The sequence below is a fragment of the Kaistia sp. SLG-1 genome, assembly GCF_059699055.1.
In genome coordinates, this window is the sequence record NZ_AP048544.1 from 4,165,154 (window position 1) to 4,182,594 (window position 17,441).

14 protein-coding genes are annotated in these 17,441 nt (G+C 67.2%); 7 read left to right on the top strand and 7 right to left on the bottom strand.

Going from position 1 to position 17,441, the window contains the following annotated elements; genetic code table 11:
- Positions 1–23: 23 nt before the first annotated feature.
- The 3 genes from AC6HZP_RS19275 (at position 24) to AC6HZP_RS19285 (ending at position 3,040) form a co-directional block, all read left to right on the top strand.
- Positions 24–578 carry a LemA family protein gene (locus tag AC6HZP_RS19275; protein ID WP_201400619.1) on the top strand — a complete coding sequence of 185 codons (555 nt, stop codon included), beginning with the start codon at positions 24–26 and terminating at the stop codon, positions 576–578.
- A gap of 7 nt (positions 579–585) precedes the next feature.
- Positions 586–2,511 (top strand): DUF2207 domain-containing protein, encoded by a 1,926-nt coding sequence (locus AC6HZP_RS19280; RefSeq protein ID WP_497524149.1) that lies wholly within the window; start codon positions 586–588, stop codon positions 2,509–2,511.
- 94 nt (positions 2,512–2,605) lie between these two features.
- The gene (locus tag AC6HZP_RS19285) at positions 2,606–3,040 is read left to right on the top strand and encodes a DoxX family protein (RefSeq protein ID WP_497524150.1); all 435 of its coding nucleotides are present in this window, start codon (positions 2,606–2,608) and stop codon (positions 3,038–3,040) included.
- Positions 3,041–3,076: 36 nt separating this feature from the next.
- Here the strand turns inward: AC6HZP_RS19285 and AC6HZP_RS19290 are convergent, their stop codons facing one another.
- From AC6HZP_RS19290 to AC6HZP_RS19315, 6 genes are all read right to left on the bottom strand, one after another.
- Positions 3,077–4,495 carry a virulence factor family protein gene (locus tag AC6HZP_RS19290; RefSeq protein WP_497524151.1) on the bottom strand — a complete coding sequence of 473 codons (1,419 nt, stop codon included), beginning with the start codon at positions 4,493–4,495 and terminating at the stop codon, positions 3,077–3,079.
- Positions 4,492–7,125 (bottom strand): bifunctional lysylphosphatidylglycerol flippase/synthetase MprF, encoded by a 2,634-nt coding sequence (mprF, locus tag AC6HZP_RS19295; RefSeq protein ID WP_201400623.1) that lies wholly within the window; start codon positions 7,123–7,125, stop codon positions 4,492–4,494. Before mprF ends, AC6HZP_RS19290 begins: the two co-directional genes overlap by 4 nt.
- 238 nt (positions 7,126–7,363) lie before the next feature.
- Positions 7,364–8,617, bottom strand: a complete 1,254-nt coding sequence (locus AC6HZP_RS19300) for an aminopeptidase (RefSeq protein WP_497524152.1) — start codon at positions 8,615–8,617, stop codon at positions 7,364–7,366.
- 35 nt (positions 8,618–8,652) lie between these two features.
- Positions 8,653–10,089 (bottom strand): MFS transporter, encoded by a 1,437-nt coding sequence (locus AC6HZP_RS19305; RefSeq protein ID WP_497524153.1) that lies wholly within the window; start codon positions 10,087–10,089, stop codon positions 8,653–8,655.
- Between the two features lie 144 nt (positions 10,090–10,233).
- Positions 10,234–11,706: a M81 family metallopeptidase gene (locus AC6HZP_RS19310; protein WP_497524154.1), complete on the bottom strand. Its 1,473-nt coding sequence runs from the start codon at positions 11,704–11,706 to the stop codon at positions 10,234–10,236.
- Between the two features lie 105 nt (positions 11,707–11,811).
- Positions 11,812–12,186, bottom strand: coding sequence for a RidA family protein (locus AC6HZP_RS19315; RefSeq protein WP_497524155.1), 375 nt, complete (start codon positions 12,184–12,186; stop codon positions 11,812–11,814).
- A 183-nt stretch (positions 12,187–12,369) separates the two neighbouring features.
- On the opposite strand from AC6HZP_RS19315, the gene AC6HZP_RS19320 reads away from it, so the two are divergent.
- Both AC6HZP_RS19320 and AC6HZP_RS19325 read left to right on the top strand, forming a co-directional pair.
- Positions 12,370–13,125, top strand: coding sequence for an SDR family oxidoreductase (locus AC6HZP_RS19320; protein ID WP_497524156.1), 756 nt, complete (start codon positions 12,370–12,372; stop codon positions 13,123–13,125).
- Between the two features lie 55 nt (positions 13,126–13,180).
- Positions 13,181–14,248, top strand: coding sequence for a D-TA family PLP-dependent enzyme (locus AC6HZP_RS19325; protein WP_497524157.1), 1,068 nt, complete (start codon positions 13,181–13,183; stop codon positions 14,246–14,248).
- Between the two features lie 57 nt (positions 14,249–14,305).
- On the opposite strand, the gene AC6HZP_RS19330 is transcribed toward AC6HZP_RS19325, so the two are convergent.
- On the bottom strand, positions 14,306–14,668 hold the full coding sequence (locus AC6HZP_RS19330; protein WP_497524158.1) for a hypothetical protein: 363 nt from the start codon (positions 14,666–14,668) through the stop codon (positions 14,306–14,308).
- A 249-nt stretch (positions 14,669–14,917) separates the two neighbouring features.
- Between AC6HZP_RS19330 and AC6HZP_RS19335 the strand changes: the two genes are divergently transcribed.
- Positions 14,918–16,195, top strand: coding sequence for an L-fuconate dehydratase (locus tag AC6HZP_RS19335; RefSeq protein ID WP_497524159.1), 1,278 nt, complete (start codon positions 14,918–14,920; stop codon positions 16,193–16,195).
- A 150-nt stretch (positions 16,196–16,345) separates the two neighbouring features.
- The gene (locus AC6HZP_RS19340) at positions 16,346–17,431 is read left to right on the top strand and encodes a transporter substrate-binding domain-containing protein (RefSeq protein WP_497524160.1); all 1,086 of its coding nucleotides are present in this window, start codon (positions 16,346–16,348) and stop codon (positions 17,429–17,431) included.
- Positions 17,432–17,441: the final 10 nt, after the last annotated feature.

Below are 17,441 nucleotides of genomic sequence, written 5' to 3' on the forward strand. Positions count from 1 at the left end.
CGTGGGAAAACCGAGGGAACGCAATGACCACATGGATTGTCCTGGCCGTGATCGCGGCTGCCGCGCTCTATGCGATCAGCCTCTACAACACGCTCGTCGCCAAGCGGAACCTCGCGCATGAGGGCTGGAGCGGCATCGACGTGCAGTTGAAGCGCCGCGCCGACCTGATCCCCAATCTGGTCGAGACGGTGAAGGGCTATGCCGCGCATGAGAAAGGCATCTTCGAGGATGTCGCGGCGAAGCGCGCCGCCAGCATGAATGCCGGCGACGTCAAGAGCCAGGCGGCAGCCGACCAGGCGCTCTCCGGCGCGCTCGGCCGGCTGATCGCCATCTCCGAGGCCTATCCGGAGCTGAAGGCGGACGCGAACTTTCGCGAGCTGCAGGGCCAGCTCGCCAATATCGAGGACGAGATGCAGATGGCGCGCCGCTACTACAACGGCACCGTGCGCGACCTGAACACGGCGATCCAGACCTTCCCGAGCGTGCTCGTCGCCAACATGTTCGGCTTTCGGCCCGAGGCCTTCTACGAGATCGAGGATCGCGCCGCCGCGCAGATCCCGCCCAAGGTCTCGTTCTGAGGCCGCCATGCGCGCCGACCGCCTCCGCGCCGCCTGCCTCGGCCTCGCCGCCGGCCTGCTGCTGGCGTTCGCGCCGCTCGCCGCCGGCGCCGAGGAGCGCATTCTTCGCTTCGTCTCGGATGTGACGGTCGAGCGGAACGGCGATCTCGAAGTCGTCGAGACGATCCGCGTCCAGGCCGAGGGCAACGAGATCCGGCGCGGCATCCTGCGCGATTTCCCGACCACCTATCGCGACGAGAAAGGCGGATCGGTCGTCGTCGGCTTTGACGTGGAATCGGTGACCCGCGATGGCCAGAACGAGCCCTTCGCGATCGAGACGCTCTCGAACGGCAAGCGCATCCGCATCGGCTCGGCCGAGACGCTGCTGTCGCCCGGCCCGCACGACTACGTCATCCGCTACCGGACGAACCGGCAGATCGGCTTCTTCGACGATTTCGACGAGCTCTACTGGAACGTTACCGGCACCGGCTGGACCTTCCCGATCGACGTCGCCGAGGCGCGCATCACGCTGCCGGAGGCCGTGCCGTTCGGCAATACCGCGATCTATACCGGCCAGCAGGGCGAACGGGGCCAGGATGCCCGGGTCGTCTCGAAGGAGCCGGGCCGCATCGTCTTCCGCACGACGGCGCCCCTGCCGGCGCATAATGGGCTGACCGTCGCCGCCGCATGGCCGAAGGGCGTCGTCGCCGCGCCGAGCTCCGGGCAGCGGACAGTCTGGTGGCTCCGGGACAATATCGGCCCCGTCTTCGCCCTGTTCGGCGCCGCCGGCGGCCTGCTCTATCTGTTCCAGGCCTGGCGCAAGGCCGGCCGCGACCCGAAGCCGGGCCCGATCATCCCGCTCTTTACACCGCCCGAGGGCCTCTCGGCGGCCGCGACGCGTTATGTCTCCGAAATGAGCTTCGACGATCGCGCCTTCACGGCCGCGATCCTCGATCTCGGCGTCAAGGGCCAGCTCAAGATCGCCGACAGCGGCAAGGCGCTGGCGCTGACCCGCACACCGGGCGGCAAGCCGGCCGGCCCGGCGGAGATGGCGGCGGCGCAGGTGCTGTTCGGCGGCGGCGGCGAGATCTCCCTGGTCCAGTCCAATCACGCGACGCTAGCGAGCGCCCAGGCGACGCTGGCGCGCGGGCTTGCCAAGGCCTATTCCGGCACCGTCTTCAACATGAACAGCGGCTGGCTGACCGGCGGCGTCCTGATCACGCTGGCGGCCTATATCCTGGCCGGGATAGGCCTGGTCAGCGCCACGGGCGAGAACGGCCTCATCGCCGCGTTCAGCCTCGTGTTCCTGTCGATCCCGGCCATCGTCGTCGGCCTCACCCTGCGGTCGCTGCGTGGCAGCCCCTGGTACAAGCGAATCTTCGCGTTGCTGTTCACCGGCATCTTCGCGCTCGCTTTCGGCGGCGCCGGGCTCGGCGTGTTCCTGAGCGCCGCGCGCGGACCGCTCGATTTCGCCGTGCTGCTGCTGCCCTTCGCGCTGCTGCCGGTGCTCGCCTCCGCCTTCTCGTGGATGCGCTCGCCGACGCCGGAAGGCCAGAAGCTGCGCGATGCCGTCGCCGGTTTCCGCCAGTATCTCGGCGTCGCGGAGGAGCACCGGCTGGAGATCCTGCACCCGCCGGAGAAGACGCCGGAGCTGTTCGAGCGCTACCTGCCCTATGCCGTCGCGCTCGACGTCGAGAATGCCTGGGCCAAGAAATTCGCCGGCGTGCTCGCCGCTGCCGGCGCGACCGCCGCGGTATCGAGCTGGTATCTCGCCAGCAACAACCGCAGCGCCACCGATCTCGTCGACCGGCTCGGCTCCGGCCTGTCGCAGACGGTCGCCTCGGCCTCGACGGCGCCGGGATCGAGCTCCGGCTCGGGCGGGTTCAGTTCGGGAAGCAGCGGCGGCGGTTCGTCCGGCGGCGGAGGCGGTGGCGGCGGCGGTTCCGGCTGGTAACAGCGGGATCGCACCCTTTCCCGGCCCTCCCCTGTCGAAATCGTCACCGTTCGATCGTCGTCGAACGAACGCATGATTTCAGGAGGGATCCATCATGGGAAAGACCATTGCCATCCTTGTCGCCCGGCTGATCTTCGGCGGCATCTTCGTCATGGCCGCCAGCTTCAAGCTCATCGATATCAACGGCACCGCCGGCTACATCGCGTCGGCGGGATTTCCGTTTCCGCTCTTTCTGGCCTGGGTGGCGGCTGTCTTCGAGCTGGCGCTCGCGGTCGCTCTGCTGACCGGCGCCTTCTTCTCGGAAGCCGCGCTGCTCGCCGCCGCCTATATCCTGTTCCTCGCCTTCGCCTTCCATGGACCGTCGCACTGGAACGGCAACCAGACGGAATTCGGCTTCTTCATCGACCACTTCACCTTCATCGCCGGACTGCTCTTCGCGGCGGTGCATGGACCGGGCAAGACGCTGGCGATCCATGCCTCCCTGCTCGGCCGCGCCCATGAGGGCGAAGCCGACGGATATCGGGCCTGACGCGAAGGCGAACGGGCGAGCGGCGGGCGGCGCCCGCTACTTCGCCGCCTGCGGGTTTCCCTGCCCTGCCGTGCGGCGCTTGAGGCCGTCGAGGATCTTCGCGGCGAGCGCATCATAGTCGCCGTCGAAGTGATGGCCGCCCGTCGTCTTGACCAGTTCCGCACCGGTTCCTTCCAGCTTCGGGCAGGCGGAATCGTCCTCGTCCTCGCCATAGACGCACTGGATCACGCCGGGCTTGATCTGCTTCAGCTCCGGCAGCGTCTCGCCCTCGCTCGAACTGGTGCCGAGGAACTCGCCGACCGAGATCTCGTAGTCGACCGTCTCGGACAGGCCGAGCAAGGAGAGCAACGCAATCCGGTCCTTCACCTCCGCCGGCAGACGGTTGTAGGCGCTCGGCAGCACGTCGGCGCCGAAGGAATAGCCGATCACGATGAAGTGCTCGACGTTCCAGCGCTCGCCATAGGCCTCGATGATGCGGGCGAGATCGGCTGCGGTCTGGTCCGGCGTCTTCTGGGACCAGAAATAGCGCAAGGAATCGACGCCGACGACCGGGACGCCATCCTTCTGCAGCGCCTCGGCGACCGACTTGTCGATGTCGCGCCAGCCGCCGTCGCCGGAATAGACGATGGCCATGGTGTTGTACTTGGTGGTCGCCGGCAGCTCGATCAGCTGCAGGTCGGCCAGCGGATCATCGCCGGCCGATTTCGGCGCCAGCACATGCAGCAGCCGCGACTCCAGCGCCGCATGAGCATCGCCGTCGGCTGCCTTGTCCTTGATCTTGAAGCCCTGCGCCTGCAGGTCGGCGACATGCGCCTTGCCATCGGCCGGCGCGGCGCTGGTGTAGAGGACGTCGACCGGGTTGGTGAGGTCGCCCTTGGCGAGGCCATAGACGGTGCCGCCCGCCGCGGCGGTCTTCGGCGCGTCCGTGCAGAGCGGCTTCTTCAGCGGCAGGACCTTGCCGGGATCGACGGCGACCGTCCTGCCGATCGTCGCGTCCGGCGTCTGCGCCGCAATGGCGAGGCCGAGCGTGCCGGCGGCGCCGATGCCGGCGATCACAGGCGAATGATAGATCTCGGTGCCGAGCGAACGCTGGATCTGGTGGCTCAGATCCTCGATGTCGGCGACGAGATAGACGCACTCATCGGCCTTGTCGACTTCGAGGCCTGCGAAGAACTTCGGCGTGTCGACGCCGACGACGATGGCTCCAGCCTTCTGCAAATTGACCGCCACCGCCTCGTCGGCCGGCGTCCAGCCATCCTTGTCGGAGAACAGGAACACGGTTCCGCCGACATCGCCTTCCGGCGTCAGGATCTCCGGCTTGCCGAGCAGTCCGGCATTGAACGTCGTGGCAGCTGCCGCTTGCGGCTCCTGCGGCTGCGGCGCCGGCGCATCGTCGGCCAGGGCAGGCGCGACGGTGCAGGAGATCAGCGCCGCCAATATGCAATTCCGGATCATTTCCCAACGACTCCCTTGAGGCTGCCACTGATCAGGACGGTTACGTCGGCCAGCGCAAGCGCCGGCGACATGCCGCCCGATACGGCCATGTAGCGAGGATGCCAATCGGGCTGGAACTTCGCCTTGAAGGCCCTCAGCCCGTGAAAATTATAAAAGCGCTCACCATGCTCGAACACGGCGCGTCCCATCCGGTGCCAGAACGGCGCCGCCGGGCTTTCGGACAGACCGGCGAGCGGGGCCATGCCGAGATCGAACCAGCGATACTCCTGGTCGCGCAGATACAGCAGCAGGCTGACGAAGAGGAACTCCATCGCACCAGCCGGAACGCCGGGCTTGAACCGCATGAGATCGACGGTCGCTTCCTGCTTCTGGGCCGTCGTCATCACCGTGGCAAAGGCGACGATGTGCCCGTCCCGCCGCACCACGGCGGCCGGCTGCGCCATGACATAGGAGCGGTCGAACGCTCCCAGCGAAAACCGCTTCTCGCGGGCGCGGTGGGCAGCGAGCCACTGGTTCGAGACATCTTCGAGCTCGTCGATCGCCTCGGCCACCTGATCCGGCTCGAGAAACTCGAAGCTCAGGCCCTCGCGCTGGCTGCGATTGAAGGCATGGCGCAGGCTCGCCCGCTTCGCGCCCTTCAAGTCGAAGGCCGCGAGATCGACGCGCGCCGCCTCGCCCAGCTTGAAGGCACGGAGGCCCGCATCGGCATAGAGCGCGAGATTCTCCGGCATCACCTGGTAGAACACGGCTCGCCCGCCCGCCGCCCGCGCCATCTCGACGAACTGCCAGATCAATCCCGGCCATGCCGCGCGCGGCCCGATCGGATCGAACAGCGCAACCCAGGAATGGGCCTGCCGGCCGAACATGATGAAGGCCCGGCGGTCATCGGAAAAGAGCAGGGTCTTGTCGCCCATCCGCACCAGATTGGCATCGGGATAGGGCTGCGCCTCGAGGATCCGAACCGCGTCGGCGATCTCTTCCGGCGCCGGCTGCCCGGTCTTGCCCTTGGAGGGCCGCAGGAGCGACCAGGCGGCGATCGAGCCGGCCGCGATGACGACGCCGAGCAGCGCGCGCAGGCTGCGCGGCGCTTCTTCCGAGAACTCGAACTGCCACCAGAGCTGGTTCGAATAGTCGACGTCGGAATAGACGAACAGAAGGACGGCGAGCGCGGTCACGATCACCGTCGCGATCGCCAGGAACCAGCCGGGCGTCAGGCGCTGATGCAGCAGCGAGGCCGGCCGGTTGAACTCGCGCCGCGTCGCGAGCAGAGCGACGAACAGCAGTGCCAGCGAGATCGACTCGCTGATCGCGATCGCCTTCAGCAGCGACAGCAGCACGGCCGCGCCGACGGCCATGATCGCCGCCCACCAGGCGCCGTCGAGCCGGTGCGCCAGCCCGCGCGCGACCACAATCAGGCCGAGCCCCAGCACGCTTTCGATGAAATGAGCGCCTTCGACGACCGGCAGGGGCAGCAGGGCGGAAAGCAGGTCCAGCCGCTGGTCGGCCGCCGGCGTGACGCCGGAAATGACCAGCACCGCGCCGAGCGCGAAGGTCAGCGTCGCCAGCACGCGTGGCGACAATTGCGCGCCGGCCCGGAGAACCCGGGATGCCTGGGCGCCGGACGTGGCGCGCCGGACCTCGAGACCGGTCACCAGCGCCGAGGCCGCCAGCAGCGGCACGCCATAATAGATCACGCGGTAGAGGATCAGCGCCGACAGAACCTGGTCGACGGACGAGGCGCGGCCAACCACGGCGATAATCACCGCTTCGAACACGCCGAGGCCGGCCGGCACATGGCTGGCGACGCCGAGGCCGATCGCCACCGCATAGACGGCGATGAAGGCCGGCAGGCCGATATCCGTCTGCGGCAGGAGCACCCAGAGCACGGCGGCCGCCGCCGAGACGTCGATAAGGGTGGCGCCGAACTGCGCCAGCATGATGCCGGGGCGCGGCAGCACGATCGAGACGCCGCGCCATCCGATCCGCCCGCCGCCATAGGCGGCATGGGCGAGCAGCCCCGCCAGCGCGGCGAGGATGGCAAGGCCTATGCCCCGGAGCAGATTGGGCGGGAGCTCCAGCGGAGCCGCCAGGTCGCGCGCGGCGAAGGTGAGGCCCAGCGCCGTGACGCCGGCAAGGCCGACGCCGAAGGCCAGGGTGACGAAGGCGACCACCTTGGCGACGTCGCCCGGCTCGAAGCCGAGGCGCGAATAGAACCGGTAGCGGATGGCGCCGCCGGTCAACGGGCCGAAGCCGGCGGTGTTGCCGACCGCATAGGCGCAGAAGGCGGTAAGCGCGACGATCGGATACGGCACGTCGGAACGGCCGAGATAGTGAAGCGCCGAACGATCGTAGATGCTGAGCGCGAGGAAGCTCAGCACCGTGAAGCCGAGCGCCGCGATGATCGTGGAAATCGGCGTCGCGTGCAGCGTATCGAGAACGTCGTTGTAGTCGACCTCGGAGATCAGGCGGGAAATCGCCAGCCAGACGAGAACGACCACAGCGACGCCGACCACGGCCGTGATGGCCGGGCGCCAGGGCGCCAGGACGGCCCGCAGCCTTTCATAGCGCGTCTCCGACAACGCGCCGGCCTCCACGTAATCCGGCGCGTCGTCCCTGAACTCGTCGGTCATGTCTTCACGCCGCTTTTCCACGCGATGCCGTTCGGACCGCGCGAGCATTGTAACGCTTTCGCTCATCATGACATTGGGCGCTGGCGCCACGATGACACTTCGTCAACGCGGACCGCTGCCCTCTCCTTGCATCCGATGCAAGGTTGAAGAGCCCCAAATCTGGCTGCATTGAGGCCGTTCCAGCGGATGGCAGGAGATTTACATCACATCTCCTGCACCTTCCGTCGCTGAAGCCGCCTCAGGCCCACTCGCCCTGCCGCATGATCGGCTCGGCGCTGCCATCGGCGGCGATGCCGTCGATGTCGATATGGCGCGATCCGATCATCCAGTCGATATGGATCAGGCTCTTGTTGGCGCCCTTTGCCGCCAGTTCATCCGGGCTAAGCTTGTCGCCGCCGCGGATGCACTTCGAATAAGCCTGACCGAGCGCGATGTGGCAGGCGGCGTTTTCATCATAGAGCGTGTTGTAGAACAGCAGGCCGCTCGCCGAGATCGGCGAGGAATGCGGAACCAGCGCCACCTCGCCGAGCCGCCGCGCGCCCTCGTCGGTGTCGAGCACCTTCGCCAGCACGTCCGCGCCGGTCCGCGCTGTCGATTCGACGATGCGGCCATCCTCGAAGCGGACCGCGATGTCCTCGATCAGGGTGCCCTGGTAGGAGAGCGGCTTGGTGCTCGTCACATGGCCGGAGACACGGCTCTTGTGCGGCGTGGTGAACACTTCCTCGGACGGGATGTTCGGGTTGCAGACGATGCCGTTCTTGGCCGTCGAGGCACCGCCCGCCCAGTCGTGATCGTCGGCGAGGCCGACGGTCAGGTCGGTGCCGGGCCCGACGAAGCGAAGCGCCGAATAGCGCTTGTCGTTCAGAAGCTTGGTGCGCGCGTGCAGCGCCTTGTTGTGCTCGCCCCAGGCGGCGATTGGATCGTCGAGATCGACGCGCGACGCGGAGAAGATCGCATCCCAGAGCTTCGCGACGGCGACCTCTTCCGGCTCGTTCGGGAACACCGCCCGCGCCCAGGCGGGCGACGCGAAGGACGCGATGGTCCAGTTGATGTCGAAGCCGACGATCAGTTCCATGGCCGGCGTATAGGCCTTGGAGCGGGCGCGGTTGGCGCGCGAGACCTTCTCCGGATCCTGGCCCGACAGCAGCGACGGGTTCTCGCCGGCGATGGCGAGCCGGGCGGCGCCGTTGCGGAAGGCCGAGGCCATGCCGTCGAACAGCCAGCCCGAGGCGACGTCGAAGGAGCCGTCGCGGCCATGGCGGAAGCGCATCAGCGTCGCCTCCTCGTCGGAGAACAGCGTCGTCACCAGCGAGGCGCCAGCCTTGTAGGCGTGCTCGGTGATCCGCCGCACCAGCGGCAGCGCGTCGAGCGACGCCGTCATCACCAACTCCTGGCCTTCCTGGAGGCCGAGACCGACGCGGACGGCCACCTCGCCCAGCCGGTCGAGCTTCTGCTCATGGGTAAGCGAGGGATCGCGGACAAACTTGGTCATGACAGACACTCCACTATGGATCGAATTCTTGGTGGTCAGGACTCCGCCGGCGCGGGCGTACTGCCGCGCGGACGATGCTTGCTGACCGCGGTGCCGGCATCGCGCGGCAACGCGAAGGAATCAAACAGGCCGATCAGGCCGACGACGCCGACGATCAGGAAGGCGGCATGGAAATCGCCGAGCGTCAGCCCCTCGACGTCAGGCGTCAGCCAGGCGTCCGCCAGCCGCAGCGCGATCGCGCCGAGCGCGATGCCGAGGCCGAAGGTGATCTGCTGCACCAGGCTGAACAGCGTGTTGGCACCGGCCATGCGCGCCTGCGGTACATCGACGAAGGCGAGCGTGTTGATCGCGGTGAACTGCATCGAGCGGGCCGCGCCGCTCAGGAACAGCACGACCATGATGATCGGCCAGGGCGTCGCCGGCGACAGGAATGCGCAGGCAAGCATCGTCGCGACGAAAAACAGCCCGTTGCCGATCAGCGTAGTGCGGAAGCCGAAGGTCCGGAGCACCAGGCTCGTCAGCGGCTTCATCGCCAGATTGCCGGCGAAGAGCGCCAGCACGTAGAGACCGGCCTGGAACGGATCGAGACCGAAGCCGAGCTGGAACATCAGCGGCAGCAGGAAGGGGACGGCGCTGACGGCGGTGCGGAACAGCGAGCCGCCCTTCATGGTCACCGCGAAGGTCTGGATGGCGAGGCCGTAGAGATCCGGCAGCGGGTGCGGATGGCGGCCGGAATGGCGAAGCGCGATCCAGAAGAACAGCGCGCTCGCCGCCAGGATGCCGGCGCCGACGACCCAGTCGACATGGCTCTGGCCGACGAGGTCGAGCCCGTACATCAAGCCGGCGCAGGCGATGCTGGTCAGGACGAAGCCGAGCCAGTCGAAGCCCTGGCGCGCGTCGAGCTTCTCGTTCGGGATCAGCCAGAAGGTGAGCGCGAAGGTGACGATGCCGATCGGCACGTTGAGGATGAATATCCAGTGCCAGGAAGCGTAGGTGGTGATGAAGCCGCCGAGCGGGGGCCCCAGGATCGGCGCCGACAGCGCCGGCCAGGTCAGCACCGCGATCGCCCGCATCAGCTCGCTCTTCGAGGCGTTGCGCAGCACGACCAGCCGCCCGACGGGCACCATCATGGCGCCGCCCGCCCCCTGCAGGATGCGGGCGAGCACGAAGCCGAGCACGCTCTCGCTGAGCGCGCAGAAGATAGAGGCGATGGTGAACACCGCGACTGCCCAGGCGAACACCGTCCGCGCGCCGAAGCGATCCGCCATCCAGCCGCTCGCCGGGATGAAGATCGCCAGCGTCAGCATGTAGACGGACATGCCGATGTTGAGATCGACGGGCGCCACGCCGAACGAGGCCGCCATCTGCGGCAGGGACGTCGCGATCACCGTGCCGTCGAGGTTCTCCATGAAGAACGCGACGGCAACAAGCAGGGCGATCCAGGTCGATTTTTGCGGTGCTGTGAAGGTCATGCCGGCCGACGGCGAGAAGAAAGAAACAAAGGACGCGACGCGGTGCCAGCCGGCGACACATCGGACCTCCGATTCATCGCGCTTTCGGCCGGCGGACACAAGGGGATTGCGGCGTGCCCCGCGCGCCGCGCCTGCGAAATCGCGTCAACCGTGCGGATTCTCGACCCGCGGCCAGATCGGCCGGGTGAGCTTGCGGTAGTCGGTGACGCGGGGGTTGGACGGATAGGGCGCGCCGGCGTCGATATAGACGATCTCCGCCGCGATCGGCGCGAAACCGGCGTGGAAATGGTTGGTCGACTTCACCAGCAGGATGTCCTTCGACATCGGATCGAGGCCCAGATTGGAATAGACGTCCGGCTCGAAGGTCTGGGTGCGGTTGGTGTTCAGGATGATCTCGGTCCTGGTGCCGACGATCCGCACCAGCGCCGCCGGCCCGAGCGTGACGCGGCTCTTGCCGAAGCTCTGCCAGCTCTCCGGCACCGCGCGGACGACCTCGACCCGGGCGTCGATCGGCGCGCCGCCGTCCGGTCCCGCCTTGCCGCCGAAGCGGAGCTGGATCTCGGCCCCCTCGCCCGCCGCCAGGCAGAAGGTCACCGCGATCGGATCCCAGATCGTCGCGACGGCGACATTGTCGATGCCGCGCTCGATCATTCGGCGCAGGATCAGCGTGCCGTCGCCGGCGACGCCGCCGCCCGGATTGTCCCAGGTATCGGCGATGACGACGGGCTTGCCGGGCCGGCCGGCAATCAGGCCGAGCGCGTGGTCGAGGCCGGCGTCGATGCCGAATTGCGGCATCATCGTCTTGCCGCGCAGCGAGAAGATCTCCATGCCGAGTTTCTCGGCCAGCGCGTCGCCCTCGGCCTTGCGGTCGTCGGTCACGACCAGCACGCGCGTGCCCATCTCCGGCACGTCACCGGCCATGAAGCCGTGGATGAGCGACACCGACAGGATGCCATTCTGGCCGTGCATCGCCTTCATCCGGTCGACGAAGGAACGCATCGGCTCGCGGCTGGTCGGGAAGACGTCGATCATGCGGCAGTCGAAGGTCGAGATCAGAGGCTTGATCTCGCCGCGCAGCGTCCGGATCGCGAGGTCGACGACGTGCTCGCCGCGCTCGTAGAAATCGGTGTGCGGAAATTCGAGGAAAGCCGCGAGGATGTTGGAGTTCTCGACCCGCTTCGGCGTCAGATGGCTATGCGGATCGAGCTCGGCGGCGATCAGGACATCCGGCCCGACGATCTCGCGGATGCGGGCGAGCAGGTCACCCTCGGGATCGTCATAGCCCTGCGCCACCATCGCGCCATGCAGGCCGAGCACGACGCCGTCGACCGGCAGCGCCGCGCGAAGCTGGTCGAGGATCTCGTCGCGCAGGCCCTCATAGGTGGCGCGCTGCAGCAGACCGCCCGGCTCGGCCCAGGTCGCCGTTCCCTCCACCAGGTCGATACCGTCCGCCTCGGCGCGCTTCCGGAGCGCGACGATCGGCGAGGAGCAGAGCGTCGGCGTCTCGGGATGCTGGCCGGGTCCCGCATAGAACGCCATCTCGAAGCTCGCCCGGTCGGTCGGAACCGGTGCAAAGGTGTTGGTTTCGGTCGCGAGCGAAGCGGTGAAGATGCGCATGATGCGGGATGATCCTGGCGATGGCGGCGAGGGACCCCGAACCCGCGGCGGGTCCAGGGCCCAGGGGTCGAAGGCGGTTCCGGCGATCGCGGAACCGCGAGACGGCTAGCCGAGCGGCGCGTAGGCGATCGCCTCGATCTCGACCTTGATGTCGATCATCAGGCGCGCCTCGACGGTGGTGCGGGCCGGCGGATCCTTCTCGAAGAAGGTGGCATAGGTCTTGTTGAAGCCGCCGAAGTCGCGCGCGTCGGTGATGATGGCGAAGGTCTTCACGACCTGGTCCATCGTGCAGCCGGCCAGCGCCAGCGCCGCCTTGACGTTCTCGAGCGTCTGCCGGGTCTGCGCCTCGATGCCACCCGACACGACCGTGCCGCTGGCGTCGGTCGGCACCTGGCCGGAGACGTAGACGAAATCGCCCGCACGAACGGCCGGGGAAAGCGGCACATGCGAGGCGCCGTAGACGGTCTTCAATTTGCTCATGAAACTAGCCCCTTGGGTTTTATCAGGCGGCCCGATCGCGGACCGGAAGACCGCCCCTGAGTAGCGGCGCGGAGGCTAGAGTAAATCGTCCCGATTATCGACAGGAAAGCAGCATATCTTCATATTTCGCCGGTTGCTTTGTTGGCGGATCCGAAAGAGCCTTGCGTAAGCGGAGGGAAACTAATGTTCGGTCTCAACGACAAGCACGTGGTGATCAGCGGCGCGGGCGGCGGCATCGGCCGCTCCATCGTCGCCGCGTTCCAGGCGGCGGGAGCGCGGGTGACGGCCTGCGACCGCGACGAGGCGCTGCTCGACACCCTCGACGGCGTGGCGAAATCGGTCTTCGAGCTGACGGACGCGGACGCGACCGAGCGGGCAGTCGCCGCTATCGTCGCCGAGCACGGCGCGCCGGACGTCCTCGTCAGCAATGCCGGCTTCAGCCGCGCCGAGACGATGGAATCGGTCAACCGCCAGAGCTGGGACCAGGAAGTCGAGATCAACCTGACCGGCAGCTTCAACCTGATCGACCCGACGATGAAGGCGATGATCGCCAATGGCGGCGGCGCCATCGTCATCACCTCGACCGTCAATGCGCTCAGCCACTACGGCAACCCCGCCTATGCGGCGGCAAAGGCCGGCCTCGTCGCCTATATGCGGGCGATCGCCGTCGAGAACGGCCGCCACAACATCCGCGCCAACTGCATCTGCCCCGGCTCGGTGCGCACGCCGGCCTGGGATCACCGCGTCGCGAAGGATCCCGACCTGCTTCCCAAGGTCGTGGCACATTATCCGCTGGGCAAGCTGGCAACGCCGGTCGACGTGGCCAACGCGACCGTCTTCCTGGCCTCGCCGCTCGCCGGCGCCATCACCGGCGTCGCGCTTCCCGTCGACGCCGGGCTGACGGCGGGCAATCTGCGCTTCATCCGCGACGTGTTCTGAACAAAATCCCTGTTATCAATCCCAATCGCCGCGACGGCGCTTTGGCGAGGAAATCATGCCGAGACATATCGATACCCTCCAGACTCCCTGCGTCCTGATCGACCTCGACCGGGCCGAGGCCAATCTGAAGCGCGCGCAGGACTATGCCAACGCGCATGGCGTGCGCCTGCGGCCGCATATCAAGACGCACAAGCTGCCGCTCTTCGCCAAGCGCCAGCTCGAGCTCGGCGCCATCGGCATCACCTGCCAGAAGCTCGGCGAGGCCGAGGTGATGGCCGACGCCGGCATCGAGGACATCTTCCTGCCCTACAATTTGGTCGCGCCGGAGAAGCTTTCCCGCCTGAAGGATCTGGCCAAGCGGGTGACGCTCACTGTCACCGCCGATAGCACCTATGTCGTCGACGGCTATGCCACAACCTTCGCGGACTCCGCCGACGCGCCGCTCGAGGTGCTGGTCGAATGCGATACCGGCGCTGGCCGCTGCGGCGTGCAGACGCCGGACGACGCCGTCGCGCTCGCGAAGCATATCGCCTCGAAGCCCGGGCTCGTCTTCGGCGGCCTGATGACCTATCCGCCGGCGGGCGGCACGGCCGGCGTCCGCGCCTGGCTGCAGGAGGTGTCCGACAAGCTGACCGCGGCGGGACTGCCGCCGAAGACGATCTCGACCGGCGGCACGCCCGACATCTGGCGCGCGCACGAGACGCCGATCGCCACCGAATACCGCCCCGGCACCTACATCTATTTCGACCGCTCGCTGGTCGCCCGCGACGTCTGCACCGTCGACGACTGCGCCCTGCACGTGCTCGTCACCGTCGTCAGCCGGCCGACGGCCGACCGGGCCATCATCGACGCCGGCTCGAAAGCGCTGACCAGCGACCTGCTCGGGCTGAACGGCTATGGCCAGGTGGTCGGCTATCCCGACGCGGTGATCTACGGCATGAGCGAGGAGCACGGGAACATCGACTTCTCCGCCTCGGCGAAGAAGCCGGAGATCGGCGAGCGGCTGCTGATCCTGCCGAACCACGCCTGCCCGGTGTCGAACCTCTACGACCACGTCCATCTGGTCTCGGGCGACCACGTCGTCGAGACGGTGGCGGTCGCGGCGCGCGGTCGGGTCGACTGATCGATGGAATGAGAACGGCCCCCGGCTCCGGCCGGGGTGCTACGCCCGAGGCCCCGCCTATTCGCCCTGGGCGGCGTATTCCTGCAGGCGGGTCGATTCCGACACGGTCCGTTGGTGCAGGTCGCGCAGGAAGGCGAGATTGCCGTGGATCTCCATCAACCGCACGTCGCCGCGCACCAGAAGACGCTCGGCATCCGCCAGCATCGCCGCGGCGCCTTCGACATCCGGGTTCTCGCCCTCGATCATGTCGCCATAGAGAAACGCGGCCCGGGCGCGGGCCTCCTCGATGCGGGCGGAGAGACCGGCCAGTTCCAGCTCGACCTCGTCGATCACCTTCGATATCGCGTTCCCGACCGAAGAAAGCCGTTCGACATCGCTGCGAATATCGCGTTCCTTGGAGCGAAATCGAGGAAACAGCACGTCTGGTCTCTCCCGGTAGAGATCTATTCGTTCGGCTTGTTCGCCGAATCGCCTTTCCGATAATGGCGCAGGACTTTCGGATGGGCGATAGCGAAACCGCCCGCATCGTCCGGTTGCGCCCAGCCCGCACGTTGCCGAGCCGCGGGCAGTAAGGTATTCCGGGGCAGGTCGCATCCACCACGGCGCCCCCCACCGTGATGTCCGGGCGGTTTTCGACGACCGCGCCGACCAGACGAAAGCAAAGAAGAAATGACACGTATTACAGGCCTCCGCGTCTTTGATCTCCGCTTCCCGACCTCGCAATCGCTTGATGGTTCGGACGCGATGAACCCGGATCCGGACTACTCGGCCGCCTACGTCATTCTCGACACCGACAATCCGGAGCTTTCCGGCCACGGCCTCACCTTCACCATCGGTCGCGGCAACGAGATCTGCTGCGCGGCCATTCGCGCGCTCGACCATCTGGTGATCGGCCTCGAACTCGACTGGATCAAAGAAGATCCCGGCCGCTTCTGGCGCCACATCACCGGCGACAGCCAGCTGCGCTGGATCGGCCCGGACAAGGGCGCCATCCACCTCGCCACCGGCGCCGTCGTCAACGCCGCCTGGGACCTCTGGGCCAAGGAAGCCAAGAAGCCGGTCTGGCAGCTCGTCGCCGAGATGACGCCGGAAGAGCTCGTCAAGATCGTCGACTTCCGCTACCTGACCGACGGCCTCACCCCCGGCGAGGCCCTCGCCATCCTGAAGCAGGCCGAGATCGGCAAGGCGGAGCGCATCGCCGCGCTCAAGGCCGAGGGCTATCCCTGCTACACGACCTCGGCCGGCTGGCTCGGCTATAGCGACGAGAAGCTGCGCCGCCTCTGCCAGGAGGCCGTCGACCTGGGCTTCAACCACGTCAAGATGAAGGTCGGCCGCGACCTCGAGGACGATATCCGCCGCCTGAAGACCGCGCGCGAGGTGATCGGGCCGGACCGCTTCCTGATGATCGACGCCAACCAGGTCTGGGAAGTCGACACCGCGATCGACTGGGTCAAGCAGCTCGCCTTCTCGAAGCCCTACTTCATCGAGGAGCCGACCAGCCCGGACGACATCGAGGGCCATCGCAAGATCCGCGAGGGCGTCGCCCCGATCAAGGTCGCGACGGGCGAGATGTGCCAGAACCGCATCCTGTTCAAGCAGTTCATCATGCGCAACGCGATCGACATCGTACAGATCGACGCATGCCGCATCGGCGGCCTGAACGAGGTTCTGGCCGTCCTGCTTCTCGCCGCCAAGTACGGCAAGCCGGTCTGGCCGCATGCGGGCGGCGTCGGCCTCTGCGAATACGTGCAGCACCTCTCGATGATCGACTATCTCGTCGTCTCCGGCACCAAGGAAGGCCGCGTGATCGAGTATGTCGACCATCTGCACGAGCACTTCGTCGAACCTTGCGACATCCAGAACGCGGCCTACATGCCGCCGAAGCTGCCGGGCTTCTCGATTGAAATGAAGCCCGAGTCGATTGCCGCGCACATCTTTGCCGGCTAAAGCAGAATCCGAAGGGGCCACTTTCGTAGAAGTATCGGCCCCGGGATCCTGCACGGAATGATGCATTGAATATCGTGGTCGCGCCGATCCGGAGCGACCACGACATGGCCGTGACATTGCGCCCTGATATCCGCAAGTGGTGACAAGGCAATGCGTCGAGCCCTTCCGTTTCTGATGGCCGGCCTGCTGGTGGTCCTCTCGGGGCTGCCGGTCCTCGCCCAGCCGACGCCCGCCCCTGCCGCGGCGCGGGAACTCGTCGTCGCCACCAAGGTGGCGCCGCCCTTCGCCATGAAACGGCCGGACGGCAGCTGGACCGGCATCAGCATCGATCTCTGGCAACGCATCGCGGAGAAACTGGGCGTCCGATATCGCCTGGTCGAGGAACCGACCGTCGACGCGCTGATCGCCGGCACGGCCACCGGCCGATACGACGCCGCCGTCGCCGCGCTGACCATCACGGGCGCGCGCGCCGAGATCATCGACTTCAGCCAGCCCTTCTACCGCACCGGCCTCGGCATCGCCGTGCCGCCCGGCGACGGATCGCGCTGGAACGTCATCCTGCGGTCGATCCTGTCGCTCGGCTTCCTGCAGGCCGTCGGCGCGCTGATCGGGCTGGCGCTTCTGGTCGGCCTCCTGATCTGGCTGTTCGAGCGCCGTCGCAACGAGCATTTTGGCGGCACGCGAGGCATCGGCGCCTCGATCTGGTGGTCGGCCGAGGCGATGACGCAGGCGAGCACGGGCGTGCACACGCCGATCACGCTGGCCGGACGATCGCTCGCCATCCTCTGGATGGCGGTCTCGATCATCGCCATCGCCGTCTTCACCGCCGGCGTCACCTCGGCGCTCACGACGAGCGCGCTGCAGGGCCTCGTCACCAATGCGCACGACCTGGCATCCGTCCGGGTCGGCGCGGTCGAGGGCTCCTCGACGATCGATTATCTCGTCAACGAACAGATCAAGTATCGCAGCTTTCCTTCGGCCGATGCCGGCCTGAAGGCGATGAAGGCAGGCGCCATCGACGCGTTCGTCTATGACAAGCCCTTGCTCGCCTGGATCGTCCTGCAGGACTATGGCTCGTCGCTGAACGTTCTCGACATCGTCTTCGACGCGCAGAATTACGGCATCGGATTGCCGCTCGGCAGCCCGCTGCGCCGGGATATCGACGTCGCCCTGCTCGATAGCGTCCACAGCGACTGGTGGAAGCAGACCCTGTTCCGCTATCTCGGCGAACGCTGATGAGCCCCAA

Bases quoted from the DNA above. Each gene is read 5' to 3' on its own strand.
- AC6HZP_RS19275 (WP_201400619.1), top strand. From the start codon at position 24: ATGACCACATGGATTGTCCTGGCCGTGATCGCGGCTGCCGCGCTCTAT.
- AC6HZP_RS19280 (WP_497524149.1), top strand. From the start codon at position 586: ATGCGCGCCGACCGCCTCCGCGCCGCCTGCCTCGGCCTCGCCGCCGGC.
- AC6HZP_RS19285 (WP_497524150.1), top strand. From the start codon at position 2,606: ATGGGAAAGACCATTGCCATCCTTGTCGCCCGGCTGATCTTCGGCGGC.
- AC6HZP_RS19290 (WP_497524151.1), bottom strand. From the start codon at position 4,495: ATGATCCGGAATTGCATATTGGCGGCGCTGATCTCCTGCACCGTCGCG.
- mprF (WP_201400623.1), bottom strand. From the start codon at position 7,125: ATGACCGACGAGTTCAGGGACGACGCGCCGGATTACGTGGAGGCCGGC.
- AC6HZP_RS19300 (WP_497524152.1), bottom strand. From the start codon at position 8,617: ATGACCAAGTTTGTCCGCGATCCCTCGCTTACCCATGAGCAGAAGCTC.
- AC6HZP_RS19305 (WP_497524153.1), bottom strand. From the start codon at position 10,089: ATGACCTTCACAGCACCGCAAAAATCGACCTGGATCGCCCTGCTTGTT.
- AC6HZP_RS19310 (WP_497524154.1), bottom strand. From the start codon at position 11,706: ATGCGCATCTTCACCGCTTCGCTCGCGACCGAAACCAACACCTTTGCA.
- AC6HZP_RS19315 (WP_497524155.1), bottom strand. From the start codon at position 12,186: ATGAGCAAATTGAAGACCGTCTACGGCGCCTCGCATGTGCCGCTTTCC.
- AC6HZP_RS19320 (WP_497524156.1), top strand. From the start codon at position 12,370: ATGTTCGGTCTCAACGACAAGCACGTGGTGATCAGCGGCGCGGGCGGC.
- AC6HZP_RS19325 (WP_497524157.1), top strand. From the start codon at position 13,181: ATGCCGAGACATATCGATACCCTCCAGACTCCCTGCGTCCTGATCGAC.
- AC6HZP_RS19335 (WP_497524159.1), top strand. From the start codon at position 14,918: ATGACACGTATTACAGGCCTCCGCGTCTTTGATCTCCGCTTCCCGACC.
- AC6HZP_RS19340 (WP_497524160.1), top strand. From the start codon at position 16,346: ATGCGTCGAGCCCTTCCGTTTCTGATGGCCGGCCTGCTGGTGGTCCTC.